The following is a 25667-nucleotide window of genomic DNA, read 5'->3' on the forward strand; positions in this document are numbered from 1 at the left end:
CTCTCCGTTTCGTTCGTTGGCCCGTTCGGACCAGTGTTGGCCCACACGTGCCGTGTGATCCACGGCATACTCTCACCGCGTTCGGGTCGTGCCTGCGGCGTCGAACGGGAACTGCGCAGCGCCGCGCGACAGAGAGGTTTGATCACATGGGTGTGACGTCGGTTCGCCGCCAGCATGCGGAGCGGACCCGCCGAAGCGGCTCCGGTCAAGGAGGAGCCGGGCAGCGAGCGCCTGGGGACGTCATCGACATGCCGCTCGCGGTACGTGGCGCGTCTACGGGATTCACCGTCCTGCTGCTGGGAAGTCTTGCGCATCCGCTCGTCGCCGCTTGGACTCCAGCATTGTCTCAGCTGTGGCTTCCACTCGTGGCATTGGTTGCTTTCGTGGTGGCGGCGCGCCGCGTCGGCAGGGCGCGCATTCCCATCGTGCACGGCGCGGTGGCCGCGATGAGCAGCTATTTACTGATGTTGCCGCTGGTGTTGCTCGGCCCCGCCGGCGGTGATCCGGCGCAGATCGCTCTGACGGTGGCGGCCTCGCTGATCACCGGAGCTGCCGTCGGCTTTCTGCAGGGCAGCCGAAGGTAGTCGGCTACCTCATGTGAGCCTCGCGTTCGTCGATCCTGTACGGGTTGACGGCCTGGCAAGCCCCCCGCCGCCGGGCAGCTCCGGCCATGTCTGCTGCCCAAGTCGTCAGCATCGGCACACGTCTGAATCATAGGAGCGGCTTTGACTTCCACCGACATCTCGGTGTCATCGCGGCGGCCGTCGCGCGAGCCCGAAGCCAAAACGCGCACACTTGGTGGTCTGGGTTCGTCGGTAGCGAAGCCGTTCGAGCAGGCCGGCGAGATGGTGCGGCTACTCGGTGTCGTTCTGTACTCGGCGATTCGCCACCCGATGGGCTACTGGGGCGAGGTCCGGGACCAGATGTTCCTCACGCTGAGGTTGTGCTCAATTCCGATGATCATTTCCACGATCGCATTCGGACTTGGCGCACCTGGCCTCCAAGGTGGCAACATCTTCTATCTGTTCGGCATTCCCGAGCGTCTGGGTTCGTTCTTCATCATGGCGAGCGTGCGCGAGTTCGCGCCGTGGATCAACGCGATGATCATCGCCGGAGTCATGGGCACCGCCATCACCGCCGACCTCGGTGCGCGCCGTATTCGGGAAGAGATCGACGCCATGGAAGTGCTCGGCGTCGATCCGATCCGGACGCTTGTGGTGCCTCGAGTTGTCGCGCTGACGCTCATCACGGGATTGATGGACATCGTGGCGTTGGTATTCGGCGTCGTCGGTGGATACATCGCGGCCGTCCCTATTCTCGAGGCGAATCCGAGCGCCTTCGTGGCGAGCTTTTTCGACAATGCGACAACGACCGATATCTGGGCGAGCGTGGTCAAGACGTCGCTGTTCGGCATGATCATAGGCGTCGTCTGCTGCTACAAGGGGATGAACCCGGGGAGCGGCCCCATCGGTGTCGGCAAGGCGGTGAACCAGGCGGTCGTCATCGCATTCGCGACCATCTGGATCGTCAATGCCGTGTTCACCGCGATCATCCTCGGTGTGAACCCGGACATGATTGTCTTCAAGTGATGAGGCGGTGGACCCTGTGAGTAGCGGAATGCCACGACCGACAGAGACCGGCACGCAGGCTGGCCGTTCACGAGCCCGTCCTCCGAAGCCGGCCGATGTCATCGTCTCCCCGGGCAGTATCGTCAAGTCCATCAAGGAGGCGGTGACGACCGGTGGTGACATCGCGCGGTTCTCCTGGCAGGTGGTTCGCGCGTTACCTGACTTGCGTCATTACCCGACCGAGGTGTTCCACCAATGTGGCGTGCTCATCCTGTCAAGCGGATTGATCATCTGGATGATGCAGTTCGTCATGGGATACGAGTGCGGCTTGGAGGGCAACTACACGCTGAAACAAATCGGCGCGCCGTTATACTCTGGTATTTTCAACGCCTGGTGTGGCATCCGCGAGATGGCGCCCTACATGTGGGGATACATCATCTCCGCGAAGGTCGGATGCGGCCTTGTAGCCGAAATCGGGTCCATGCGTATCTCGGACGAGATCGATGCGATGGAAGTCATGGGCGTGAAATCGCGCAGTTACCTGGTCGGAGCCAGGGTGGTCGCGGCGTGGCTCGCGCTTCCGTTTCTCTACATCGTCGGACTCGGCATCATGTACATCGGTGAGTATCTCACGACGGTGAAGATGCTGGGCGGGGTGTCCGAAGGCGGATACAGCTTCATTTTCTGGCTCTATCAAAATCCCGCCGATCTGCTGTATTCCCTTGTCAAAGTGATGGCGATGGGAACAGCCGTCGTGTTCGTGGGATGCTACTACGGCTACACGGCCAGTGGCGGGTCCGTCGGTGTGGGCCGAAGTACGGCGAAGTCCATGATGCTGAACATGGTGCTGGTGCATGTGATCGGAGTGCTGGGCACCCAACTGTTCTGGGGCCTCAGTCCCAACGCGCCGATCGCGAACTGATCTTGAGCCAGGTCCCTCTACGGCAAGGAGTTGACGATGTCCTTTGTGTCACCCTCGACGGCGACAGAGCCGACGACGCAACTTCCCCATGCGGGGAACCTGCCTGCCGGCGATCAGGTGCGTCGAGACGGCAACGGACAGCTGCGGCACTCGATGGAAGTGCGGAATGTCGTCAAGTCGTTCGGCAGCTTCCGGGTGATGAACGGAATGAGCATCGACTTCGTCGATGACGCGATCACGACCGTCCTGGGACCTTCAGGGACCGGCAAAAGCGTACTTTTGAAGCACCTCGTAGGACTGCTGGAGCCGGATGACGGAGAGATCGTCGTGTTCGGCAAGAACATCTGGCAAATCAGCGAGAAGGAACGCTACGACCTGCGCAAGAAGTTTGGCGTCCTGTTTCAGGACGGTGCACTTTTCGGATCGATGAATATTTATGACAACACCGCCTTCCCGCTGCGTAAGCACACCGATCTCGACGAGTCGGATATCGAGGAAATTGTGGTGAGTCGGCTCCAGGAGGTCGGGCTGGAGAAGGCAATGGCGAAACTACCCAGTGAGGTTTCGGGTGGGATGCGCAAGCGGGCCGGATTCGCGAGGGCGCTCGTGCTGGATCCCGAGGTCGTGCTGTTCGACGAACCGGATTCCGGTCTCGATCCGGTGCGTACCAGCCTGCTCAACGACCTCATCCTCAAAATGCACAACGAGCACAAGGGGACCTACCTTCTCGTCACGCATGACATTAGGACCGCGCGGAAGGTCAGTGACTATGTTGGCCTGATCTGGCAGGGACAGGTGGTGCATTACGGCGAGGCCGAGGAGGCATTCGCGTCCGAGGACCCGTTTGTCCGGCAGTTTCTCTCCGGAGATTCCGCTGGACCGTTGGGAATGGACTGACTCGATGCGACGCATCTTGGCTTTCGGCGTCGTCGCCGTCGTCGTTCTCGGAGTTGCTGGCTTCGTGCTGGGGAGGGACGACGGTTATCGAGTCGACGTCGTGCTCGCATCAGCCACCAACGTCGTCGAAGGCGGCTCAGTTCACGTCAAGGGTTTCGAGGCGGGCAGGGTAGAGAACATCGCGGTGCAGGACGGCAAGGCCCGGGTCACGTTGGCGATGAACAACGACCACGCTCCGCTGCACGACGGTGCGGTCGTGACCATCGAGTGGAAGGCGGCGCTGGGTGAACGTATCGTCGCCGTCGCGGACGGGCCCGCCGGGAACGCCGTCATCCCGGACGGAGGAATGATTCGAGGGGAAATGCCTACGCCGATGGAGGTCGACCAGGTCCTCGCGGCACTGGATGAGCCCACGCGAGAGCACCTGTCCTCCCTGATCCGGCGGCTTGACAAGTCCGTGGACGGCAACGAAGAGGACCTCCGTGACACGTTGCGGTCGGCGGGGCCGGCGCTGGAGGCCCTGGGTGAGGTTCTGCGGGCGGTCGGCAGTGACGGTCCGGCGATCAAGCAACTGATCACCCAACTGGATGGCATCGTGTCCACGCTCGTCAACCGCGAGCAGGCCATCCGCAATATCATCGAGCAGGTTTCGACCACGACCCGTCTCACCGCACAGCAAAAGCACGCGGTGGCGGAGGCGTTGGACAAACTTCCGGGCACGTTGGACACGGCGAAGACGACACTGGACCGGGTCCCTTCCGTCGCGGACAAGGCGGTTCCGCTGCTCGAGGATCTGAAACCCGCTACCGACAAGTTGCCGTCGGTGGCCCGGAACCTGAGGCCGGTGCTGGCTGACCTGCGCCCGCTCGTCGCGGAACTGCGGCCAACACTGGCGGTGGCGCGGGATCTGCTTCGCTACACCCCGGGGTTGCTGGACAGCGCTCATGGGGTACTGCCGGGCGCCAACTCACTAGTCGGGGACCTCACTCCCGCGTTGAGTTTTCTCCGGCCCTACACCCCGGAGATCGCCGGATGGGCCGCGAACTGGGGCTCCGCGAACGCCAACTATGACACCAACGGCCATTACGCCCGGATCTACGTTCAGGCCGGGCTCGGCAGCGTCAACGTCAATCCGGGCATCGTCCCCCCCGGCTACAAGAAGGACCTGACACCGGCGCCCGGTTCGCTGGTCGACCAGCCCTGGGTGGATGCCGCCGGAGGTGGAGTGCGATGAGCAAGCAGCCCAACCAGGTGCCTCGTCGGCTACCGCGTGGCCGGATTCTCGCCGTCGTCGCGGTGGCCGTGCTCGGGGTGACAGCGGGAACAGTCGGCATTGACCAGGAGAGCGAGCCGGGCCAGACCACGATCGTCGCGCGCTTCGCCGATGCGAGTCCTCTGCTGGTCGGCAACGAGGTGAAGGTCAGTGGCGTGAAGGTCGGCCAGGTGGCGGCGATGGATGTGCGGGGCGGCAAGGCCTCCGTGGTGCTGAGCCTGGAGAGCGAGGCCCTTCCCGTGCACACGGACGCCAGGGCCACCATCCGTCCAGTGAGCCTGCTCGGCGAGCGCTACGTCGAGCTGGATCGGGGAAGCCCCGACGCGCCGGTACTCGGCGATGGCGATGTCCTCCCGATGCGGCAAACCGGCGCGCAGGCCGACCTCGATGAGGTGCTCAACACGGTCGACGACCCCACCGGACGGTCGCTGGCCGCGCTGGTGACCATGCTCGGGGAAGGTATCCGTGGCAACGGCGGAAATGTCGACGCCACCATCCGGGCCCTCGAGTCGTCGATGAACGACACCACGGCCCTGTCCGGTGTCCTGCGGGACCAGAACCAGCTGCTCGGCAGCCTGGTGGACAAGCTGCAGCCTGTCGCGAGCGCTCTCGCCGCCGACCAGGGAGCCAACCTCGACCGGCTGGTCGCCTCGGCGCGAAAGCTCACCGCGGCCACCGCCACGAAACGGCGGGAACTGACCGAGACGTTGCGGCGTCTGCCAGAGACCCTCGCGACGGCCCGCGCGACGCTCGCCCAGCTCACCGGCACCGCCGCCGAGACCACGCCGACCCTCGCGGCGATCCGGCCCACCACCGACGACCTCGCCGCGATCAGCGCCGAAATCCAGCGCTTCGCCGACGCCGCCGATCCCGCCCTGGCGCACGCCAACCCCGTCCTCGAGCACGCTCAGCGCCTGCTGGACGAGGCCAGGCCGGTGGTGGACCAGCTTCGGCAGGCCGGTCCGGACCTGCGGTCGGCGGTGGGCGACCTGCGTCCGGTCGTCGGTGAACTGACCGCCAACCTCGGCAACGTGCTCGGCTTCATCCGTAACTGGGCACTGACCACCAACGGCCGGGATGGCATCTCACACTACTTCCGCGCGATGCTGGTCGTCAGTCCGGATCTGCTCGGCGCGGCCGTGCCCACGCCCAACGGCGCGCCACCCGCGCAGCAGCAAGGTCCGCCCTCCGAACGACCGCCGGAAACACCACCCCAGCCTGACCGTGCGCCGTTGCCCCTGCCGCAGGTACCCGGCCTTACCGGGGACGGCGGCATCCTCGGTGGGCTGCTCTCCACCGAACAGGACCCCAAGGCAGGTGTGACCGGGCTCGACCCACAGCAGGAGCAGGGACTCGTCCAGTTCCTCATCGGGGGAGGAAGTCGATGATGGCAAGCAACAGCAAGCGCCGCCGGCGTTCGGTGCTCACCGGAATCGTGGTGCTCGTGGTGTTCGTGGCCTCCGTTGGCGTCGCGATCACTGCGAACAAGGGCATACCCGGTCTGCCGCGCACCGTGGTGCGCGCCGAGTTCGTTGAGGTCGGAGGCTTGCGCAGCGGGGATGACGTGCGGATCAACGACGTGCGCGTCGGGCAGGTCGGCGAGATCACCCTGGTGGACGGCAAGCCAGTCGTCGAGCTGAGGTTCGATGGCCACCGGTCCATCTACCGCAACGCGACGGCCGTCACCGCATCGGTGGGGGCGCGCTCCGCGCTCGGCCAGAAGTACGTCGCCTTCAACCCCGGTTCACCACAAGCCGGCGCGGTCGACCCCGGGGAGGTCATCCCGGCCTCGGAAACGACCGGAGCCCAGGAACTGTCGGACCTGCTCGCCGTGCTGGACGAGCCCACCCGCAAGGCGCTGGGCTCGACGCTCCGGGAAACAGGCGGCGGTGTCGCAGGCCATACGCAGGACCTGCGAGACACGCTGGCCGCTCTGCCGACCGAGCTGCCCGACCTGGCGACCGTGTCGCGCGCGCTGACCACGGAGGGGGGTGCCGACCTTGTCCAGACACTGCAGGCCGTGGATCGCTTCAGCGGCCGCTTCCAGGGCCGGGAGCAGCAACTCAGCAACCTTGTGCGCCAGCTCGACACCACCCTACGCTCGGTCGCCGTCGACAACGCCAGGCCGGTGTCCGACGCGCTGACCAAGGCGCCGGACACGCTGACCAAGGTCCGCGGCAGCCTCGAGGCCCTGCGGCGGCCGCTGGCCGACACCGAGGCCGCCGCGGCGGCATTGCGGCCCGGAGCACAGGCGCTCGGCCAGGCAACCCCCGATGTGCGCGGCGTGCTGCGAGAAGGGATTCCGCCGTTGAACAAGGTGCCCGGTGTCGCGGGGCAGGCGATGCCCGCGGTGGACGGCCTGACCCGGACGTTCACCGATGCGCGCCCGGTGGCGCCGCGTATCCGGGAGGCGGTCGGCTCGGCGCAGCAACCCCTGGCCGTTCTGGCGCCCTACGCCCCGGAGATCTCGCTGTGGTTCACCCACGCCACCGACGCCCTGCATCAGGGTGACGCGGCTGGCCACTGGCTGCGCTTCTCACCGCCGGTCGGGACGAGCACCGCGACCGGCATCGTGCGGGGCCTGCGTGACCCGCTGACTGCGCGCAACCCGTACCCGGCACCCGGCGAGGCCGCACGAGACAAGAGCACACTGCTGGGACCGAGGTGACACAGATGGAATCGAATCCGCGGAAGAGGCTCGCACGGGCCCGGCGCTCCCCGTTCCGACTCGGCCTGGTCTTCATCGTCGTAGCGTTGGTGGTCGGCGTCGGCCTGTTCAACAAGGACCCCATTCTCACCACGTTGAAGCCGGGCACGACATTCGCGATCCACTTCGCCCGGGACTACCATCTTCGTCCCTACGTCACGGAGGTCAAGGTCGCCGGGGTCCCGGTCGGCAAGGTCACCGCCGTCGAACCGGGGTCCGACGGCTCCGCGCGAGTCGAGGTCAAGGTCGACGGCGACATTCCGGGCAAGCTCCGCTCCGCGCCGTCCGCGGTGATCCGCCCCGCCACACTCCTGGGTGGCAAGTACTACCTCGATCTCGTACCCGGAGGGCAGCCCGGGGACTTCGGCGGCACCATCCCGGTCGCGCGAACGGAGGTCCCAGTGGAGCTCGACAAGGTCACCCGGGCGTTGCCACCCGACACGCTGGAGTCCGCGACGTCGGCCGTTGATTCGCTGGATCGCACGTTGGACGAACGTGGCCGCGCCGCGCTGGACCGGCTCCTCGCCGATGCCCCAGGCACGTTGGACCCGGCGGCCACCGTACTCGACGCCGCCCGGGGCACGCGCCCGGCAACGGACCTCACTCACGTCGTGGGGGGCTTGGAGTCGACGGCGCGGACGCTGACCGAGCAGCCAGGGCAACTGGACGCCATCGTGCGTGACCTGGACACCCTGGGCACCGTGCTGGGGCGGCGCTCGGCCGACCTGGCGGACGCGCTCGCGACGTTGCCCCGGACCCTGGACTCGACGAACGCTGGGCTGCGCCGCCTGGACGGCACGCTGATCCGGCTGCGGGACACCGCTGACCCGGCGCGCCCCGTCGCGGCGGAACTCGACACCGCGCTGGCGCATGCCGATCCCGTACTGGCGAAGGCCCGCCCGTTGGTGACCGACCTGAAGAACCTGCTGGTCGATGCCAGGCCCGTCGTGGAGCGGCTGGTGCCCACCGCCCGCGACGCCACGCCCGTGCTCGACGACGTGCGTGGCCCGGTGCTGGACCGCCTCAACGGTCCGGTCAAAGCCACGGTCCTTTCGCCCTACCACGGCACCGGGCCCTACTCGGACACCGGCGGAGACAGGCCGCTGTACCAGGAGCTGGCGTACATGTTCGCCAATGTCGACCGGGCCTCCTCCATGACCGACGCCAACGGCGCCTCGATCGCGTTCCATCCTGGAGTCGCCCCAGGCACGCTCGCCGGCCTGCCGATCAGCCTGGAACAGCTGTTCCGCAACCTCACCGGCATCGGGAAGGGAGAGCCACGATGAGCGGCACACGGCACCGCCTGCGCAAGACGTGGCAGCGGGTGCGCAACGAGCCGCGCCTGGGACGCAACGTGCTCACGCTGGCCGTTCTGGTGGCCCTCGGCCTCGGCGCCGGCGGATACATCCTGAGTCAGCAGGGATCGGGGACCACGACCTGGCCGTGGCAGGATCAGTTCGTCTTCACAGCCGAGTTCGACAACGCGCCCGCCGTGAGCCCCGGCAACGGACAGGAGGTCCGCATCGCCGGTGTGCAGGTCGGGCAGATCGAGTCCGCTTCGGTCTCCGACGACGGCAAGGCGGAGCTGACACTCTCGATCGAACCCGGTCACACCGTCTACGACAACGCCCGGACGGTGCTGCGGCCCAAGAGCCCGATGAACGAGATGTACGTGGAGATCGATCCCGGTGGCCCGCCCGGCAAGCCGCTCGCCGAAGGGGACATGATCCCGGCAACGCAGTCGCAGCGGCCCATCCAAGCGGACGAGGTCCTCGCGCACCTCGACACGAATACCCGCAGCGCCCTGACCGCGCTGCTCACCGAGTCCGACACGGCACTGGCCCACGCGCCGGAGGCACTGCCGGGCGGGCTGTCCGCCACCGACCGCGTCGTGCGTGACCTCAAACCCGTCGTCGTCGAGCTGCAGACCCGCAAGGACAAGCTCGCGCAACTGGTCACCGCACTCGCTCAGGTGTCCAGCGCCGTCGGTGAGAACGACCAGCGCCTGGCCGAGCTCGCGAGGAACCTGCAGCACACGCTGGCCGCGGCCGGAGAGCAGAGTGACGCCATCGACGAGGCGCTCGCCCAGCTGCCCGACGTGACCGACGAGCTAGGCCGCGCCACCGGCAGCGTGCAGGCCCTGAGCGACCAGCTCGATCCGGTCCTGGACAGCCTGCGGCAGGCCTCCGGCACGCTCCCGGATTCCTTGCGCAGGCTGACCGCCACCGTCGATCGCGTCGGCGAGACCGTGGACGTGGCCAACCCGGTGGTGACCAAGGCCAGGCCCGTCGTCAACGACCTGCGGCCCCTGGTGACTGACGTCAACGCCCTCCTGCCCGACCTGCGGCACACCACCAGCCGGCTGGAGCCGATCACCGCCTCCCTGCTCCCCTATCTCAACGACCTGGGAGCCTTCGTGTACCAGACCAACTCGGTGACCAGCCTCCACGACGCCAATGGCGGCATCCTGCGTGGCCTGCTCCAGGTGACGCCCAGCACGTTGCCGCTCCCGGGCGCCGAGATCCTGTCCAGCCCGACACCACGCTAGGCGGTCGACCACCATGAGAATCTCGCATTCCGTGCTGCCGGCCATCCGGCTCACCGTCCTGATCGTCTTCGTCGCCGTGTGCGCCGTGATCTTCGGCTATCTCTGGGACAACTCGGGCGGGCGGCTTCCCTTCCAACGCTCGGCCTACCAGTTGTCGGCGAGCTTTCCCCGGGTGGCGAACCTGGTGCCCGGCGCGGACGTGATGGTCGCCGGCGTCCGGGTCGGCGAAGTCGCCGAGGTTCGCCCTGCCGGGGAGCGGGCACGCGTGACGATGGAACTGGACAACCAGTATCCGGTGCACGAAGGTGCCACGGTGCGGGTCCGGAACAAGACCCTGGTCGAGGAGACCTTCCTGGAGATCAGCGACGGTGACGGCGCGCCGGTGCCCAGCGGCGCCACCCTGCCGGACTCAGCCGGCCAGCCGCCGGTGCAGCTCAACGATGTTCTGGCCAGCCTCGACCAGCCCACCCGTGAGGCGCTGGCAAGCGCGGTGCGTTCCCTCGGCGGGGCGACGGAAGGCAGCCGCGAGAACATCTCCCGTGCGCTCACCGGCCTCGGCTACCTCGGCCGGGAGGGACAGGGCGCCCTGGCCGCGCTGTCCGCCCAGAGCGACGATCTGTCGAAACTCACGGGGAAGACGGCGACCCTGCTGGCCGCGCTCGACACCAGCCAAGGACAGATTGCCCGGCTGGTCGCCGACGCCGACACCCTGACTCGTACCACCGCCGACGGCGCCGGCCAGATCGAGGCGGTGCTCCGTCGACTACCACCGGTCCTGGACAGCGCGAGCGCCGCCACCGACGACCTGGACCGGCTCTCCACCAGCCTGGCACCCATCGCCCAGAACCTGCGTACGGCCGCCCCCGACCTCAGTGCCGCACTGCGGGAACTGCCGCGGACCTCCGCCGACCTGCGCGGCCTGCTGCCCTCCCTGGACGGCGTGCTGAACACCGCGCCGGACACCCTCACGAGGGTCCCCGCGGTGGCGGCCGACGCGCAGCGCCTGCTGCCGACCCTCGACGTGGCGCTCGCCGACGTCAACCCCATGCTGGCCTACTTGCGGCCCTACGGCCCCGATGTCGCCAGCATGTTCGCCAACATGGCACAGTCGATGGCACGGGGGGACACCAACGGCCGCTGGCTGCGGACGTTCCCGCCGGTCAACGAGCAGAGCGTCCGGGGCAACCCGCTCAACCTCAACCAGATCCCCCTGCTGGACAAGTACAACCCGTACCCCGCACCGGGGGAGGCGGCCAACCCGGGCCCGTTCGACGGCGAGTACCCCCGCGTGCAGCGTGATAACAAATGAGAAGGCCGCGTCCTCCACGCCTCCGGCTCCGACTGCCCATGCCTTGGGGTCGGCACTCCCATGCGCCAGCGGAGAAGCGGCGCCCCCGGTGGTCGCGGTACCGGACCAAACGCGGCGCCGTGACCATCCTGGGCGCCCTGCTCGTGGTCGCCTTCCTGATCGGCGGGCTGGCACAGGTGCGCCTGGAGACCAGTGTCGAGTCCTTCCTGCCACACGACGACCCCGCGCTGCAGGAGCTGCAGGCGGCGGCGTCCGACTTCGGCGGGGACCCCGTCGTGGTCCTGCTCGAGTCACGCCAGCCGGGTGAGCTGCTCGACCAGCAACATTTGCTGCCGCTGCTGCAGCTGGAGGGCCAGCTGTCACGCCTACCCGACGTCGCCGCCACCTACGGCCCCGCGACCACGCTCAACCAGATCGCCGGCCGGGTGCAGGACCTGCTCGCCGAGCTCGCGGGACGACGCGACGCCCTCCGCGCCCGAGGCGGAGACGCGACGGCGGCCGAGTTCGACGCCCGGTACGGGGCACTCCTGGTGCAAGGGCTTCCGGCTGGGCTGCCCACGTTGCGCAACCCCGGCTTCGTTGAGACGGTCCTCCACACACCGGACGGGCAACCCAAACCACAGTGGCGGTTCATGGTCCCGTCCGACCGGGCCGTCGCCGTGCTGATCCGGCCACGCGAGGGGCTGGACCAGGACGGCACCGACCGGCTCGTGCAGAGCGTCCGGAATGCCGTCTCGGCGGCCCGCGACACCGTGGGTGCCGAGCGTGCCATCGTTTCCGGCGTTCCCACGGTGACCTCGGATCTGGCCAGTCAGGTGCGCTGGGAAATCCCTGTGATCGGGGGGATCGCGGTGGTGGCGGTCGCCGCGTGCTTTCTGCTCATCCCCTGGACCCGGGGTGTGCGACGACGGCTCCTGCCCGTGGTGACGACCACCGTGGCGGTGGCGCTCACGGTCGCCACGTTCGGGTGGCTAGACCGGCCCCTGTCCCTGGGCGTGGTCGCCTTCCTTCCCGTGCTCTTGGGCATCGGCAGCTACTATCCAACCTACTTCGCGCAGCACGCCCGGCGTCGCGTCGTGCTGGTGGTCGCCAGCGCGACCGCGGCGGCATTCGCCACCCTGGCGCTGTCCCCGTTACCCCTCGTCCGGGACCTCGGCCTGACGCTGGCCTTCGGCGTTCTGCTCGCCGCCGCGCTGGGTATGGTGCTGGTGCGCGCGGTGTCACGGGCTGACGCTGAGCCTCGCGGCGACCGTCGGCCCGCTACCCGCACCGCTGCGTCCTGGCCGATCCGGGCTGCTGCCGCGCTGCTCGCCGTCGCGGTCGCGGCGACGGGCTGGGTCATGCTGCCGCAGTTGAGACTCGACAGCGACTTCCGCAACTTCGCCGCAGGGCTGGAAACCCTCGAGGACGCGCGTAAGGTGGAATCGGTCATCGGCTCCTCCGGTGAGGTGGCGGTGGTGTTGCGCGGCCCCGACGTGCTCGCACCCCAGGCCGTCAGCTGGTCCCACAGCGCTCAGAGCATGATCGTCGAACGGCACGGAGACCAGCTCCGGCCGGTCATCTCGCCCGCCACCCTGCTTCCCTTCCTCGGGTCGTCGCCGTCCGCCGCGCAGATCGAGGCCGCGACCCGGCTGCTGCCGCCGTACCTCACCGGCTCGGTGTTCCGCGACGACCGGCGGGCAGCTGTGCTCAGCTTCGGTGTGCGCATGGACGACCTCGACCAGCTGCGGACGCTGCGCGACGACGTCGCCAGGAACCTGCCACCGCCCCCGACGGGGTACCGGGTGGAGTTGACCGGCTTGCCGATGGCTGCGGTCCGCGGGCATGAACTTGTCTCCTCCGACCGTGTCATCACCAATGTGGCGGGGATCCTCGCCGCTGGGGGCGTGCTCCTGATCGGCCTGCGCCGCAGGAGCGACGCCGCGCGCGCCGTCGCCGCCGCCACCCTCGCAACCGGGGTCGGCCTCGCCGCCCTGTGGGTGGCACGGGTTCCGCTGACCCCGATCACCGCCGCGCTGGGTTCCCTGACAGCGGCCGTCGGGTGCGAGTTCACCGTGCTGCTCGCCGAAGCGGTGCGACGGGGCAACGCCGCGCTGCGCACCTCCGTGTTGCTGGCCACGGCGACATCGGCCGTCGGGTACGCGGTGCTCGCCGTGTCCCAGCTCGAGGCGGTCCGGGAGTTCGGTCTGCTGCTCGCCGCATCGGTGCTGCTCGCCCTCGGAGCCGCGGCGTGCGTCGTCTGGCTTACCGTGAAGCCCCTCCGGCGGAGCGATCGTCGCCCAGCGACCGCGACCACTCCGCCCGTATCCGTCACCACGCCAGGAGGTGGATCATGAAGCAGCGGCAGACATCCGACGTGACGGATGCCAAGGAACAGGATGCTGATACGCGTGAGAACGACGCAGAGCGTTCGGGCACGGACCGGGACACCCACGTCGCCGAGGATTGCTCGCCGGACCAGCGGCGAGAGCAAGGAACCCAGGGCACGGGTGGCCAAGACCGCGACATCGCCAACAACGACGACAGCGGTGCGGACGGCGTAGATGCCGAGCGGAACGCCGACGGTGAGCCGGGCGGCCTGCGCGGCCTCCTCAGGCGAATCAGGCTCCCGCGGACCCGGAAGGCGCGGACAGTCGCGGCCGTGACGCTGCTGCTCGCGGGCGGTGGCGCGGGCGGCTACCTCTGGTGGGTTGGTGAGCAACTGCCGGACGATGCCGCCTTCCGGATCGACGATCGTGTCGTCACCGTTGACGACCTAGGCGAAGTCACCGACACATGGCGTGCACTCTACGGTATCGAGCCACCGCAGGAGCCCGGCAGGCTGGACCGTTTCCGGCGCGACGCCCCCAAGGCCTATGCGGTGAGCCTGCTCCTCGACAGGGCGGCGCGGGACCACGGCATCGTGGTGGCGGACAAGGCGGCCCGGGACACGTTGAGCCGGTTCGTCACCCAGCAGTTCGGCGAAGGCACCCAAGGTCGCGACCAGTTCGTCCAGGCGCTGGGCAACGCGGGCACGTCGGAACGAGCCGTCCTGGACGAGGTGAAGAAGCAGTTGGCCATGGACCAGCTGTTCAACACGGTCACCAAGGACACACCGGAGGTCGGCGACCAGGAAATCCGTGAGGCATTCAGCAAACGAAAAGATCAGCTGGGGACTCCTGAGCGCCGGGAACTGGCCAACATCGTCGTTCGGACCAAAGACGAGGCAGACCGGATCGTTGCCGAACTCCGCAGCGGGGCATCGTTCGACACGCTTGCCCGACAGCGTAGTCTTGACAGCGCGACCCGAAGCGACGGTGGAAACCTTGGCACCGTGACCCGGGACCAGCTTCAGCCCGGCTACGCCAAGGCAGCCTTCGCCGCTGGGCGGGGTGAGCACTTCGGCCCTGTGCAGAACAAGTTCGGCTGGAACGTCGGTATGGTCACCGGAATCACCCCGGCCGAGCCCGCGAGGTTCGACCAGGTGCGCGACCCGCTGAAGCAGCAACTCGAACTGGAACGAAAGCTCCAAACCTGGCGCGACTGGCTGGCCGAGCGAATCCGCGACGCGGACATCCAGTACGCCGATGCCTACCTGCCCGCATCCCCGGACGCTCCGCCGAGCGTGCAGCCGGGTGAGCTCGGGGTTCCCCAAGGGCAGGAGCCAGCCGAACCCGGTCAGCCGCCCCGGCAAGGGGGTCCCCGGTGAGCACGGCGGGTCCCCTGCTCGTGCTGGCGGTACTACTCGTGTTGCTCGGCCGGTGGGGCTTGCGGAATGCCGACACGGCGGTACCTGCGGCGCTCGGTGCCCGGGAACGCGCCCGCCGCGCGCGGGTGCTGCGCCGGGGTGCGGTCGCCGCACAGGTGGTGGCGGCTGCCTTCGTCGTCCTGTCCGTTCTGGCCTTGTGGGGACCTTGATGCCGGCATGTCTCAGACGCCCGTATCCTTGGGCCGGTCGATCAGCCCATAGTATCCAGCCAGTCCCGCGGCTTCCGCGCGGCTCCCGACGTCGAGCTTGTGTAACAGGGCCGCGATCATGCGTTTGGCCGTACGCTCGGAGACCAGCATCCGTTCGGCGATTTCGATGGTCTCGGCGCCCCGCGCGAGCAAGCCCCACAGGCGCATCTCCTCGGTATCCAATCTCTGGAGAATCGTTTCCGGCGGGCGGCGGATGCCATCCAGCAGCGCGGTGAACAGATCTGGTTCGACGACTCGGAAACCGGCCGCGACGCTTAGTAATGGGGCGACGAGCGTGTCGGGGTCCGCGGACTTCGACAGGTAACCGTCGGCGCCCGCCAACAATGCCTCCTCCGCCAAACCCCGATCGGTGGTGCCCGACAGCGCCAAGATCCTGGTGTCCGGATGGCGCGACTTGATGTGCCGGACTGCCGCCACGCCGCCGATCGGCGGCATGGCGAGATCGACGATCGCCAGACCGGCGCCAGTCGAACCGACCAGCGCGGCCGCTTCCTCCGGCCGGCTGGTCGACCCTGCGACCGAGATACGATCGCCGACCCGGCTCTCCAGCAACAGAGCCAAGCCCTGTGTGAACAGATCGTGGTCGTCGACGATGACCACCACCAGCTTATCACCATCCATGGCCTAACCTTAATACGACTGTAACCAGTGGGGTTCAGATGCCAGACGACCACGTGGGCGCGACGCAGGTGCCCGCTACCGCGATGAGCTGGTGGCGAGCGCCTCGGTCACGCCGGTACCTGGCGGGGCAGCCGGATCCTGGCGACACGCTGCGTCCGGTCGGTTTGATCACCGTCTGGGTCCGGGTCGGCGTCGTGCTCTCAGCGGCGGTGCTCCTGCTGGTGGGGTCCAGCCCGTTCGTCCAGCACACGGCGGCGGCATGGTATCTCGTCGGCATCGCGACGGTCTACTCGACCGTCATGTTGGGACATCCCACCTGGGAGGTCGAGGGTCGAGTGCCGGCTGCGATCATCACCGTCCTGGACGCGGGGCTGGCGTCGGGGATCGTGGCGTCATCCGGCGGCGCGCAAAGCCCAGCGGTGTCTATCCTGTTTCTGGTCATCGTCGCCGCGGCTGCCCGACTGTCCTTTATCAGCACGCTGGGAGTGGCCCTGCTGCTCGGCGGCTGCTTCGTCACAATCGCGCTGACGGTGAACCCCACGAGCGGCCCAACCCACGATCGCCTCCTAGCCGGGGTGTGGTGGGCGCTGTACCTGCTCTTCACCGGTGCGCTCGCCTCGGGGCTCGTCTTGCTGAACGAGCACGCCGAACGCGCCCGCGGCCTAGCTCAGGCGGAGACCGCCGCCGCGCGCATCGTGGCCGACGAAGAGCGCGATCTCCGGACTCGCCTGACGGCCTCCTACGACGCGCAGCAGACTGGGCTGCGCGTGATCCTCCACGAGTTCCGCACACCTGTAACATCCTTGGATGCGCTGGTCCGTGATCTGTCGCGGGAGACCGGTGGCACGGCGCAGTCCGCCGACCCCCGCCTCGCTTTGTTGACCGCGCACGTCGAGCACCTGTCGGCCATGCTCAACGCGCTGGCCGACGTCGCAGCCAGCCGGCGACCAGCCTTCAGCACAGGGCACCTTCGGGTGGTGAACGTGCACGAATTCATACTCATGGCTGCTGACGCTGCTGGCCTGCCGCGTGAACGACTTCGATTGATCGTCTCGCCATCGAACGCCCACGCCCAACTTGATGCCCAGCTCGTCCGCAGGGTCGTCACAAACCTGCTGGAGAACGCATCCCGCCACGGCCGTGACCAGCCGGTCAGTGTCATCGCGAACCTTGACCAAGGCTCGCTGTCACTGGAGATCGCCGACCGAGGGCCGGGAATGCCCCTTGACCGCGCCGTCGAGCTCACCGCCAAGTTCGCGCAGGCCGGGCAGGAACGAGGCACCGCAGGTCTCGGCCTGTGGATCGTCGACCAGATCATCCAGGCGCTGAACGGCACGATCGACTTTCAGGAGGCCGCCGGAGGCGGGTTGGCCGTGCGCGTGACATTGCCCGTGCGGACGCTGGCTGGTCGCCCACCCACCCAGTCGCCTCACCCATAGGTCCGCACCACGAGCGCCAGGGGGTGGCGATGGTGCGCCCAGACCAACTGGGCCTCGACCGATCTTGCGCGGCCCACACTGTCCGTGGCCTTCATGGGCCACTCGCGGCACGGATGGCCCGTATTGCCGGGTGCGCATTCCCCATACGCTGGGGGAAGAAGCCCTTCAGAGTCGAAGGAGACGATGTCGATGAAGACCAAGGCCGCCGTCTTGTGGGGCCTCAACGAGAAGTGGCAGGTCGAAGAGATCGACCTCGACCCGCCGAACGAGGGTGAGGTCCAGGTCAAACTGGCCGCCAGCGGATTGTGTCATTCCGACGAGCACCTCGTCACCGGCGACATCCCGATCCCGTTCCCGGTCGTGGGTGGACATGAAGGCGCCGGCATCGTTGAGGCGGTGGGCGCGAACGTGACCGAGGTGGCCGAAGGCGATCCTGTTGTCTTGAGCTTTCTCCCGGCATGCGGCAAGTGCTCCTACTGCGCCCGTGGCATGACGAACCTCTGCGATCTGGGTGGCGCGGTGATCCTCGGGCCGCAGCTGGACGGCACCTACCGGTTCCATACTCGCGGCGAGGACGCGGGCCAGATGTGCCTGCTGGGTACCTTTTCCGAGCGCACGGTGGTGCCCGCCGCCTCGGTGGTGAAGATCGACGAAGGGTTTCCGCTGGAGAAGGCCGCCCTTGTCGGGTGTGGGGTCACGACCGGATTCGGTAGCGCCACCCGGGCCGGCGAAGTGCGTGCCGGCGACGTGGTCGTCGTGGTCGGGGCCGGTGGCATCGGTGTCAATGCCATCCAAGGAGCACGGGCCGCCGGCGCGCGTGCCATCGTCGCCGTTGATCCGGTCGAGTACAAACGTGCCAAGGCGGGCGAGTTCGGGGCCACGCACACGGCCGAGTCGATGGACGAAGCGTGGAACGTGGTCAGCGAGTTGACCCGCGGGCAGCTCGCTGACGTATGCGTGCTCACCACCGACGTCGCCGAGGGCTCCTACATCGAGCCCGCTTTGAGTCTGGTGGGCAAGCGTGGGCGTGTGATCGTCACCGCGATCGGCCATCCGGACGAGCACACGATGAGCGGCAACCTCTTCGAACTCACGCTCTACGAGAAGCAGATCCGGGGCGCGCTGTTCGGATCCTCGAATCCGCAGCATGACATTCCGCGACTGCTTGAGTTGTACAACCTCGGCCAACTCAAGCTCGACGAACTGGTGACCGCTGAGTATCAGCTGGAGGACATCAACCAGGGATACCAGGACATGCGTGACGGAAAGAACATCCGCGGAATGATCCGCTTCTGAAACTCCTAAGTCGACAGAAACAGTTATCGTCGCCAAGTTATTCCCGCCCTATCCGGCGTGTATTCGAATCGAGGATGTGACATGGCAATCGACCGCGTCATCCAGCACGGTAAGCGGAATGGGTATGGCAGCCTCTGTGAGGGCGGCCTACGCATGGAATCCTTCCCTATGCGGCTGTTCCGGAAGGGAAACAAGAAATTCTGGGACCCGGAAACGATCGACTTTTCGCAGGACGCCGCGGACTTCGCCGCGATGTCGCCGGACGAGAAGAAGTTGACCTGCATCCTTGCCTCACAGTTCATGGCCGGGGAGGAGTCGGTCGCTCAGGACCTCCAGCCGTTCATGGCGGCCATGGCGGCAGAGGGACGGCTGGCCGACGAGGCCTACCTCACCCAGTTCACCTTCGAAGAGGCCAAGCACATGCAGTCTTTCCGACTGTGGTTCGACGCCGTCGGGCTCGGCACGGACCTGCATGAGTACGTGGAGTACAGCCAGCCATACCAGACAATCTTCGCCGAGGAACTGCCCAAGTCCCTGTACGCCTTGGAGAAGGACCCGTCGCCCGCGGCGCAGGTGCGTGCCTCGATTACCTACAACCACGTCGTCGAGGGTTGTCTCGCCCTCACCGGCTACTTCGGATGGGCGAAGGTATGCGCGAGCAGGAACATCCTGCCGGGCATGCAGCAGCTCATCAAGTACATCGGCGACGACGAGCGCAGGCACATGGCGTGGGGTACCTTCACGTGCCGCCGTCACGTCGCCGCGGACGAGCGGACCTGGGAGGTCGTTGAGGAGCGGATGCAGGAACTAATCGAGCCAGCGATGAGTTTGATCGTGAAGCTGTTCGACCAGTTCGAAGCTGCGCGGGCCCCGTTCGGTATCGATCTCGACGAGATGACCGACTATGGCATGGACAAGATCAACCGTCGGCTGGAGTCGATCGAGGGGGCACGGGGCCGCCCCGTCGAGGAGATCGACGAGGACTACTCGCCTATGCAGCTTGAGGACACCTTCGCCGAGGAGGACGAGAAGGCCGTGGCGAAGTCGCTTGCGGCCGTGTCCTGAGCCGACGCGCTCCGAGCACTGTTCCGTGGAACTGTTCGTCCGGGGGCGGAGACCCGACCCGGGCGAACAGTTCGCGTCGGCAAGGTCACCAGAATCGAGGCAGCAAGAGATGGGCACAACAACCGCGCCAGCTGGCGAGGTCACCGTTGACGTGTTGTTCGTCGGCGCCGGGCCCGTGGGCTTGTTCGGTGCCTACTACGCGGGTTTTCGTGGGCTTACCACGGCGTTGGTGGATCCGCTACCGGAGGCCGGTGGTCAGGTACAGGCGATCTACCCCGAGAAGAACATCTACGACATCGCAGGCCTGCCCGCTGTTCAGGGGCAGCAGCTGATCCGCAACCTCCTCGAGCAGGCGAAACCGTTCGGCCCCCGATTCCTGTTGTCTCAGCAGGCGAGCGACATCCGGGAAGTTGCCGATGGCTGGCGGGTGACGACCTCCTCGGGTGTCGTCGTCAACACGAGAGCCGTGATCGTCACCTCCGGAGTGGGTTCGGTGACCCCGCGTCCGCTACCAGCAGGTGAGGAGCTTCTCGGGCGCGGGCTCTGCTACTTCGTCCCGCAGCTGGAGGTGTTCGACGGCAAGGATGTCGTCGTGGTGGGCGGTGGCGACTCGGCGCTGGACTGGGCACTGGCCGCGGTTCCGCGTGCCCGGTCGGTCACCCTCGTGCACCGTCGCAAGCAGTTCCGGGCGCACGAACATTCGGTCGCGCAGGTGAAGGACAGTCCGTGCCACCTGGTGCTCGACGCCACCGTTACCGCGGTTCGTGGTAACGACAGCGTGGAGAGCGTGGACGTCACTGTGCGCGGGGAGGACGGCGCGCGGGAGCTGAAGGCTCAGGTCGTGGTCGCCGCACTGGGTTTTCTGATGGACCTCGGCCCGATCGCCGGGTGGGGCCTTGAGATGGAGGGGCGGGCCATCCGCGTCGACACCCGGATGCGTACGAATCTGCCGCGCGTCTATGCCGCTGGGGACGCGGCGACCTTTCCGGGCAAGGTGAAATTGATCGCCGTCGGTTTCGGCGAGGTGGCGCTCGCCGTGAACAACGCTGCCGTCGAGTTGAATCCGGACGCGACTCTTGCTCCCGGGCATTCGAGTGATCTCGTGCCCGCGTCGGAACCGTTGGCGCCCGAGGGAAATTCTGCACAGCCGCGAAGCAAGGAGGTCGCAGGATGGCGTTCGTGATCGGCGAGCCGTGTGTCGACGTCAAGGACATGACGTGCATCGAGGAATGCCCGGTCGATTGCATCTACGAGGGCGAACGGATGCTGTACATCCACCCGACGGAATGCATCGACTGCGCGGCCTGCGAGCCGGTATGCCCAGTAGAGGCCATCCGTCCCGCACAACACGTTGACGAGGAATGGAAACCATTCCAGGAGTCGGCGCAGCAGGCGTTTACGGGGATCGGGTCACCGGGAGGATCGACCAAAGTGGATACCCCGATACCCGACACCGAGTTCGTGAAAACGCTCCCTCCCAAGGAGGACTAGTCAAGGTCGAAGGTGCGTCGCGATCGCGATGCCGCATCACGAGGAGTGAGTGTGGGCTCAACCGCTGTGGCTCAACGAGGAGCACGCAGCGCCGCCGATGACGGACAGGCCGGCGGTGATGTCGTGGACCTGTCCGCTGACAACTGGGTGCTTGTTCGTGCGGCTCAACGAGGAGACGCGTCGGCGTATGCCGTGCTGTACGACAGATTCGCGACCAGCGTTCACCGCTTTGCCCTATCCCGTGTCCGCGATCGGCACCTAGCCGAGGACGTCACCAGCGAGACGTTCGCGCGGGCGCTGCGGGCAATCAACTCGCTGGAGTACCGGGGACGAGATGCGGGCGCGTGGTTCCTCACCATCGCCCGCAATATCATCTTCGACCACACGAAGTCCGGGTCCGTGCGGCATGAGGTCACGGTCGACGAGCTTCCGGACGCCTCCGGTCACGAGACGCCGGAGGAGCTCGTCATTCTCGGGATCGCGCGAGCGGAACTGATCCGGTGCCTGGGATTACTCGCCGATGACCAGCGGACGTGTCTTGTGCTGCGGTTCTTCTGCGATCTTTCGGTCAACGAGACCGCGAGAATACTGGACCGCGAACCCGGTGCGGCGCGTGCTCTGCAGTATCGGGCGATTCGTCGTCTTGGCGAGTTGATTGGCGGATCTGCGGATGGGCGGCGTCGCGTGCAGCCGGCACCGTCCGGAGGAGAGAAAGGCAGTTGACGATGACAACAATGACCGTTGACGTTCCGGAATCCGTCCAGCGATTTCTCGGCAGGGCTTCGGACAGCATCGTGGTCGGTGCGGAGCAGCGAAGTGCGACCGGGAACGGCCAGATCACGACTCAGGACCCCGCGACCGGTGCGACGTTGACCAGCATTGCGGCCGGCGGGAAGCCCGACGTCGACGAGGCGGTCGCCTCGGCGCAGTCGGCCTTCGGAGAATGGCGAGCGATGAGCGCGGCAGCCCGCGGGCATGTTCTGCTCGACATCGCGACGATACTGGACGCCCATGCCGAGGAATTGGCGACGCTCGAAACCCTGGACAACGGAAAGCCGTTCACCGAGTCGATGTACGTCGACGTCGCGCTCGCGGCGCAGGTCTGGCGCTACTACGGTGGCTGGACGACGAAACTGACCGGGCAAACCGTGCCGGTCTCTCCTCCGGTCGGAGAGGCACTGGTTTATACTCGGCGGGAACCCCTCGGCGTCGTCGGCGCGATCGTGCCCTGGAATTTCCCGTTGCTCATCGCATCGTGGAAGGTGGCACCGGCGCTGGCGGCCGGAAACACCGTCGTCCTCAAGCCGTCCGAGTTCACCTCGTTGAGCGCCCTGCGGATGGTGGAGTTGGCACTCGAGGCTGGGCTGCCTCCCGGCGCGATGAACCTGGTCACCGGCTACGGGCCCGAGGCGGGACAGGCGCTGATCGATCACCCCGGCGTGGCCAAGATCTCGTTCACTGGTTCGACGGACACCGGCAGGCGCATCGTCACCGCGAGCGCGCCACACCTGAAGAAGCTGACGCTGGAACTGGGTGGGAAGTCGGCGAACATCGTCTTTCCGGACGCCGACCTTGCCGCCGCGGCACAAGGCGCGCTGACCGGGATCTTCATGAACCAAGGGCAGGTGTGCTGCGCCGGATCACGGCTGTTCGTGCATCGCGACGTTCACGACGAGCTGGTACAGGAGCTGGCTTCGGCGGCGAAAGCGATCCAACTGGGTCATGGACTGGCCGACGACACCGAGATGGGCCCGCTCATCTCGCCGAAACAGCTGGAGCGCGTGCAGGGGTATGTCGAGTCGGGGCTGCGCGAAGGCGCGACGCTGGTGTGCGGTGGTGACCGCCCGAATGGTGTACTGGCTAACGGCAATTTCCTGAGCCCGACCGTGTTCACCCAGGTCCGCGACGACATGTCCATCGCGGCTGAGGAAATCTTCGGGCCGGTGCTGTCGGTGCTGTCGTTTGACGACGAGAACGAGGCGGTTCGGCGTGCCAACGCGAGCGCCTACGGATTGGCCGCGGGCGTGTGGACCAACGACGTGAGGCGGGCCCACCGCGTCGCAGCGGAATTGGATGCGGGCACGGTATGGGTGAACATGTACAACATGATCGACCCCGCCGCGCCCTTCGGCGGTTTCAAGGCGTCCGGCTACGGACGCGATCTCGGCGAGGAAGCGTTGCTCGGCTACACACAGACGAAGTCTGTGTGGCTGAACCTCGACTGATCCCAAGAGCCAAGCAGAGGCTCACACCACAAGAAAGGAAATCGCAATGGGCGTGTTCAAGGACGAGGCGGAAGTTCACAAGTACATCGGAGGGGTCTTCGAGAAGGGGCTCGCCGATCCCAAGATCGGCCCAAAACTGTCGGGCTCAGGGGTGATCCTGCAGATCACGTACACCGATCCCGACGCGGTCGTCACGGTCGACATGCCGAACGGCAAAGTGTACGCGGGCGCCACCGATCTCAAGCCCGTTGTGGAACTGTTCATGACAGCCGACGACGGAAACCGGTTCTGGCTCGGCGAACTCAACCTCGCGACCGCGTTGGCGAAGGGCAAGGTCCGCGCTAAGGGACCGACTTCGAAGGTCCTGAAACTTGTGCCCGCCGCGAAGTCCCTGTTCCCGGCATATCGTGAGATGCTGGAAGCGGACGGTCGACAGGACCTGCTTTCGGCGTAACGGAGGTCACCATGCTCAGCACCATGCAGACAACACCGCTGACGGTGTCCTCGATCCTGCGGCACGTGGTGCAGAACCACGGCGATCGTGGAGTCCTCACGGCTACCGGTGACGGCGTCAGGCGGGTTTCCTACCGCGAACTGGGCGAGCGGTGTGGCAAGCTGGCGAACGCGTTGCGTCGCCTCGGTGTCGCCGACGACGACCGGGTCGCGACGTTCCAATGGAACAACCAGGAGCACCTGGAGGCCTATGCGGCGATCCCATCAATGGGCGCCGTGCTACACACCCTCAACATCCGGCTGTCGCCCGAACAGATTCGGTTCATCGCCACACACGCCGAAGACCGGGCGGTCATCGTTGACTCGTCGCTCATCCCACTGATGGCCAAGGTTCTCCCCAGCCTCGACACCGTGCGGTTCGTGCTCGTGACCGGAGAAGGTGACATCACCTCCTTGGCGGGATGCGGCAAGGAGGTGCTGCGTTACGAGGATGTGCTGGCTGGCGAGTCGTCCGAGTTTCCCTGGCTGGACGGTGACGAGAACGCGGCGGCGGCGATGTGCTACACCAGTGGCACGACCGGCGATCCCAAAGGCGTCGTGTACAGCCACCGGTCGATGTACCTACACTCGATGGCCGCGTGTTCCGGGAACGCATTCGGCATCGCGGAACCCGATCGAGTGCTTCCGGTGGTTCCGATGTTCCACGCCAACGCATGGGGCCTGCCTTACGCGGCGTTGATGGCTGGCGCGGACCTGCTGCTACCTGACCGATTCCTGCAAGCAGAACCTCTGGCGGACATCATCCAGGCGCAGCGCCCGACGCTTGCCGGCGCTGTGCCCACCATCTGGAATGACCTCTTGCATCATGTCGATCGAAACCCGGACATCGACCTCTCCTCGTTGCGCCTGGTCGCTTGCGGTGGTTCGGCGGTGCCGAGAGCGTTGATGGAGTCGTTCGAGCAGAGGTTCGGCGTCACGATCGTGCAGGCATGGGGCATGACCGAGACTTCGCCGCTTGGCGCAATCGCGACGCCCCCGGCCGCCGCCGAAGGGGAAGACCGAATGCGGTACCGGGCCACTCAAGGACGGCCAGTTTGCGGCGTCGAACTCAGGCTGGTGGACGACGACGACAGGGTGCTCCCGCGCGACGGCAAGGCGGTCGGCGAGTTGGAGGTGCGTGGTCCGTGGGTTACCGGGTCGTACTATCGTGTCGAAGCCGAGGACAGGTTCCACGACGGCTGGCTGCGAACCGGCGATGTCGGGAACATCAGCCCGGACGGGTTCCTCACCCTAACCGACCGGGCCAAGGACGTCATCAAGTCCGGTGGCGAGTGGATCTCCTCGGTTGAGCTGGAAAATCTGCTTATGGGCCATCCCGACGTCGTCGAGGCAGCGGTCATCGCCGTATCCGACCCCAAGTGGCAGGAGCGACCCCTTGCCGCCGTGGTGCTTCGAGACGGCACTGAGACGACTGCCGACCAGCTGCGGTCGTGGTTGGCCGACAAGGTTCCGAAGTGGTGGCTGCCGGAACGATGGGCATTCGTTGACCAGGTCCCGCGCACGAGCGTCGGCAAGTTCGACAAGAAGGCTCTACGCCGTATCCACTCGGATGGCAGGCTGGCGGTGAACGAAGTATACGAATAGCTTCGTTCGTCATCAGGAGCAGTGTCGATGGTTCCGGCTGCGGCTGGCGGAGCTCACCAACGATGAGGTGTGAGCTACCTGTCGGCATGTCACCGGGCATCGACCATGAGACCCCGACCGTGGCGCGAAGTAGCACCGAGGATTGATATCCAGTAGCGTCAACCCAAGCAGAGAGCCGAGTTACAGCCGCTCGCCCCGCACTGCCCGGGTGCGCCGCGCCGACATACGGAGGCGCGGCGCACGACCCTGGAC

General features: G+C 66.7%; 23 protein-coding genes. 22 read left to right on the forward strand and 1 reads right to left on the reverse strand.

The window, feature by feature from the left end; all coding sequences use genetic code 11:
* The first annotated feature begins 248 nt into the window (after positions 1-248).
* From L2C96_RS37555 to L2C96_RS37615, 13 genes are all read left to right on the forward strand, one after another.
* A complete protein-coding gene (locus L2C96_RS37555) occupies positions 249-584 on the forward strand; it encodes a hypothetical protein (RefSeq protein ID WP_233520111.1) in 336 nt (111 codons plus the stop codon).
* 141 nt (positions 585-725) lie between these two features.
* Positions 726-1589, forward strand: a complete 864-nt coding sequence (locus L2C96_RS37560) for an MlaE family ABC transporter permease (protein ID WP_009156926.1) — start codon at positions 726-728, stop codon at positions 1587-1589.
* A gap of 16 nt (positions 1590-1605) precedes the next feature.
* Positions 1606-2490, forward strand: coding sequence for an ABC transporter permease (locus tag L2C96_RS37565; RefSeq protein WP_232285490.1), 885 nt, complete (start codon positions 1606-1608; stop codon positions 2488-2490).
* Positions 2491-2526: 36 nt separating this feature from the next.
* Positions 2527-3387, forward strand: a complete 861-nt coding sequence (locus L2C96_RS37570; RefSeq protein ID WP_009156924.1) for an ABC transporter ATP-binding protein — start codon at positions 2527-2529, stop codon at positions 3385-3387.
* A gap of 4 nt (positions 3388-3391) precedes the next feature.
* Positions 3392-4621 (forward strand): MlaD family protein, encoded by a 1230-nt coding sequence (locus L2C96_RS37575; RefSeq protein WP_110341470.1) that lies wholly within the window; start codon positions 3392-3394, stop codon positions 4619-4621.
* 62 nt (positions 4622-4683) lie between these two features.
* On the forward strand, positions 4684-6048 hold the full coding sequence (locus tag L2C96_RS37580; protein ID WP_237339560.1) for an MlaD family protein: 1365 nt from the start codon (positions 4684-4686) through the stop codon (positions 6046-6048).
* A complete protein-coding gene (locus tag L2C96_RS37585) occupies positions 6045-7328 on the forward strand; it encodes an MlaD family protein (protein WP_236808371.1) in 1284 nt (427 codons plus the stop codon). Before L2C96_RS37580 ends, L2C96_RS37585 begins: the two co-directional genes overlap by 4 nt.
* A gap of 5 nt (positions 7329-7333) precedes the next feature.
* Complete coding sequence (locus L2C96_RS37590) at positions 7334-8653, forward strand: MlaD family protein (protein WP_009156920.1); 1320 nt, start codon at positions 7334-7336, stop codon at positions 8651-8653.
* Positions 8650-9915 carry an MlaD family protein gene (locus L2C96_RS37595; protein ID WP_110341464.1) on the forward strand — a complete coding sequence of 422 codons (1266 nt, stop codon included), beginning with the start codon at positions 8650-8652 and terminating at the stop codon, positions 9913-9915. Before L2C96_RS37590 ends, L2C96_RS37595 begins: the two co-directional genes overlap by 4 nt.
* A 13-nt stretch (positions 9916-9928) precedes the next feature.
* Positions 9929-11224, forward strand: coding sequence for an MlaD family protein (locus L2C96_RS37600; protein WP_009156918.1), 1296 nt, complete (start codon positions 9929-9931; stop codon positions 11222-11224).
* 119 nt (positions 11225-11343) lie between these two features.
* Positions 11344-13560: an MMPL family transporter gene (locus L2C96_RS37605; protein WP_233520112.1), complete on the forward strand. Its 2217-nt coding sequence runs from the start codon at positions 11344-11346 to the stop codon at positions 13558-13560.
* Entirely contained in the window at positions 13557-14912 is a 1356-nt protein-coding gene (locus L2C96_RS37610; protein ID WP_237339561.1) for a peptidylprolyl isomerase, read from the forward strand. Before L2C96_RS37605 ends, L2C96_RS37610 begins: the two co-directional genes overlap by 4 nt.
* A complete protein-coding gene (locus tag L2C96_RS37615; RefSeq protein ID WP_110341459.1) occupies positions 14909-15121 on the forward strand; it encodes a hypothetical protein in 213 nt (70 codons plus the stop codon). Before L2C96_RS37610 ends, L2C96_RS37615 begins: the two co-directional genes overlap by 4 nt.
* A 12-nt stretch (positions 15122-15133) precedes the next feature.
* On the opposite strand, the gene L2C96_RS37620 is transcribed toward L2C96_RS37615, so the two are convergent.
* Entirely contained in the window at positions 15134-15802 is a 669-nt protein-coding gene (locus L2C96_RS37620; protein WP_110341457.1) for a response regulator transcription factor, read from the reverse strand.
* Positions 15803-15840: 38 nt separating this feature from the next.
* Here L2C96_RS37620 and L2C96_RS37625 point away from each other — a divergent pair, with 38 nt between their 5' ends.
* From L2C96_RS37625 to L2C96_RS37665, 9 genes are all read left to right on the forward strand, one after another.
* Positions 15841-17241 (forward strand): sensor histidine kinase, encoded by a 1401-nt coding sequence (locus L2C96_RS37625; protein ID WP_199542760.1) that lies wholly within the window; start codon positions 15841-15843, stop codon positions 17239-17241.
* A 189-nt stretch (positions 17242-17430) separates the two neighbouring features.
* Positions 17431-18537 (forward strand): NDMA-dependent alcohol dehydrogenase, encoded by a 1107-nt coding sequence (locus tag L2C96_RS37630; protein WP_009156912.1) that lies wholly within the window; start codon positions 17431-17433, stop codon positions 18535-18537.
* A gap of 81 nt (positions 18538-18618) precedes the next feature.
* Positions 18619-19602: a R2-like ligand-binding oxidase gene (locus L2C96_RS37635; RefSeq protein WP_110341455.1), complete on the forward strand. Its 984-nt coding sequence runs from the start codon at positions 18619-18621 to the stop codon at positions 19600-19602.
* A 109-nt stretch (positions 19603-19711) separates the two neighbouring features.
* Positions 19712-20785, forward strand: coding sequence for an NAD(P)/FAD-dependent oxidoreductase (locus tag L2C96_RS37640; RefSeq protein ID WP_110341453.1), 1074 nt, complete (start codon positions 19712-19714; stop codon positions 20783-20785).
* Positions 20773-21093, forward strand: coding sequence for a ferredoxin (gene fdxA / locus L2C96_RS37645; protein ID WP_110341451.1), 321 nt, complete (start codon positions 20773-20775; stop codon positions 21091-21093). Before L2C96_RS37640 ends, fdxA begins: the two co-directional genes overlap by 13 nt.
* 123 nt (positions 21094-21216) lie before the next feature.
* The gene (locus tag L2C96_RS37650) at positions 21217-21816 is read left to right on the forward strand and encodes a sigma-70 family RNA polymerase sigma factor (protein WP_236808370.1); all 600 of its coding nucleotides are present in this window, start codon (positions 21217-21219) and stop codon (positions 21814-21816) included.
* A gap of 11 nt (positions 21817-21827) precedes the next feature.
* A complete protein-coding gene (locus tag L2C96_RS37655) occupies positions 21828-23318 on the forward strand; it encodes an aldehyde dehydrogenase family protein (protein ID WP_308191222.1) in 1491 nt (496 codons plus the stop codon).
* 46 nt (positions 23319-23364) lie between these two features.
* A complete protein-coding gene (locus L2C96_RS37660) occupies positions 23365-23772 on the forward strand; it encodes an SCP2 sterol-binding domain-containing protein (RefSeq protein ID WP_110341445.1) in 408 nt (135 codons plus the stop codon).
* Between the two features lie 11 nt (positions 23773-23783).
* Positions 23784-25415: a long-chain fatty acid--CoA ligase gene (locus L2C96_RS37665; RefSeq protein ID WP_110341443.1), complete on the forward strand. Its 1632-nt coding sequence runs from the start codon at positions 23784-23786 to the stop codon at positions 25413-25415.
* The last annotated feature ends 252 nt before the right edge of the window (positions 25416-25667 follow it).

Source organism: Amycolatopsis tucumanensis, assembly GCF_021654135.1.
In the GTDB taxonomy this organism is placed as follows: Bacteria; Actinomycetota; Actinomycetes; order Mycobacteriales; family Pseudonocardiaceae; genus Amycolatopsis_E; species Amycolatopsis_E tucumanensis.

What these genes read in the sequence shown, in the direction of transcription:
- L2C96_RS37595 (WP_110341464.1), top strand. Translation starts at nt 8,650, where the DNA reads ATGAGCGGCACACGGCACCGCCTGCGCAAGACGTGGCAGCGGGTGCGC.
- L2C96_RS37585 (WP_236808371.1), top strand. Translation starts at nt 6,045, where the DNA reads ATGATGGCAAGCAACAGCAAGCGCCGCCGGCGTTCGGTGCTCACCGGA.
- L2C96_RS37610 (WP_237339561.1), top strand. Translation starts at nt 13,557, where the DNA reads ATGAAGCAGCGGCAGACATCCGACGTGACGGATGCCAAGGAACAGGAT.
- L2C96_RS37655 (WP_308191222.1), top strand. Translation starts at nt 21,828, where the DNA reads ATGACCGTTGACGTTCCGGAATCCGTCCAGCGATTTCTCGGCAGGGCT.
- L2C96_RS37575 (WP_110341470.1), top strand. Translation starts at nt 3,392, where the DNA reads ATGCGACGCATCTTGGCTTTCGGCGTCGTCGCCGTCGTCGTTCTCGGA.
- L2C96_RS37620 (WP_110341457.1), bottom strand. Translation starts at nt 15,802, where the DNA reads ATGGATGGTGATAAGCTGGTGGTGGTCATCGTCGACGACCACGATCTG.
- L2C96_RS37555 (WP_233520111.1), top strand. Translation starts at nt 249, where the DNA reads ATGCCGCTCGCGGTACGTGGCGCGTCTACGGGATTCACCGTCCTGCTG.
- L2C96_RS37570 (WP_009156924.1), top strand. Translation starts at nt 2,527, where the DNA reads ATGTCCTTTGTGTCACCCTCGACGGCGACAGAGCCGACGACGCAACTT.
- L2C96_RS37635 (WP_110341455.1), top strand. Translation starts at nt 18,619, where the DNA reads ATGGCAATCGACCGCGTCATCCAGCACGGTAAGCGGAATGGGTATGGC.
- L2C96_RS37625 (WP_199542760.1), top strand. Translation starts at nt 15,841, where the DNA reads ATGCCAGACGACCACGTGGGCGCGACGCAGGTGCCCGCTACCGCGATG.
- L2C96_RS37640 (WP_110341453.1), top strand. Translation starts at nt 19,712, where the DNA reads ATGGGCACAACAACCGCGCCAGCTGGCGAGGTCACCGTTGACGTGTTG.
- L2C96_RS37600 (WP_009156918.1), top strand. Translation starts at nt 9,929, where the DNA reads ATGAGAATCTCGCATTCCGTGCTGCCGGCCATCCGGCTCACCGTCCTG.
- L2C96_RS37590 (WP_009156920.1), top strand. Translation starts at nt 7,334, where the DNA reads ATGGAATCGAATCCGCGGAAGAGGCTCGCACGGGCCCGGCGCTCCCCG.
- fdxA (WP_110341451.1), top strand. Translation starts at nt 20,773, where the DNA reads ATGGCGTTCGTGATCGGCGAGCCGTGTGTCGACGTCAAGGACATGACG.
- L2C96_RS37665 (WP_110341443.1), top strand. Translation starts at nt 23,784, where the DNA reads ATGCTCAGCACCATGCAGACAACACCGCTGACGGTGTCCTCGATCCTG.
- L2C96_RS37660 (WP_110341445.1), top strand. Translation starts at nt 23,365, where the DNA reads ATGGGCGTGTTCAAGGACGAGGCGGAAGTTCACAAGTACATCGGAGGG.
- L2C96_RS37630 (WP_009156912.1), top strand. Translation starts at nt 17,431, where the DNA reads ATGAAGACCAAGGCCGCCGTCTTGTGGGGCCTCAACGAGAAGTGGCAG.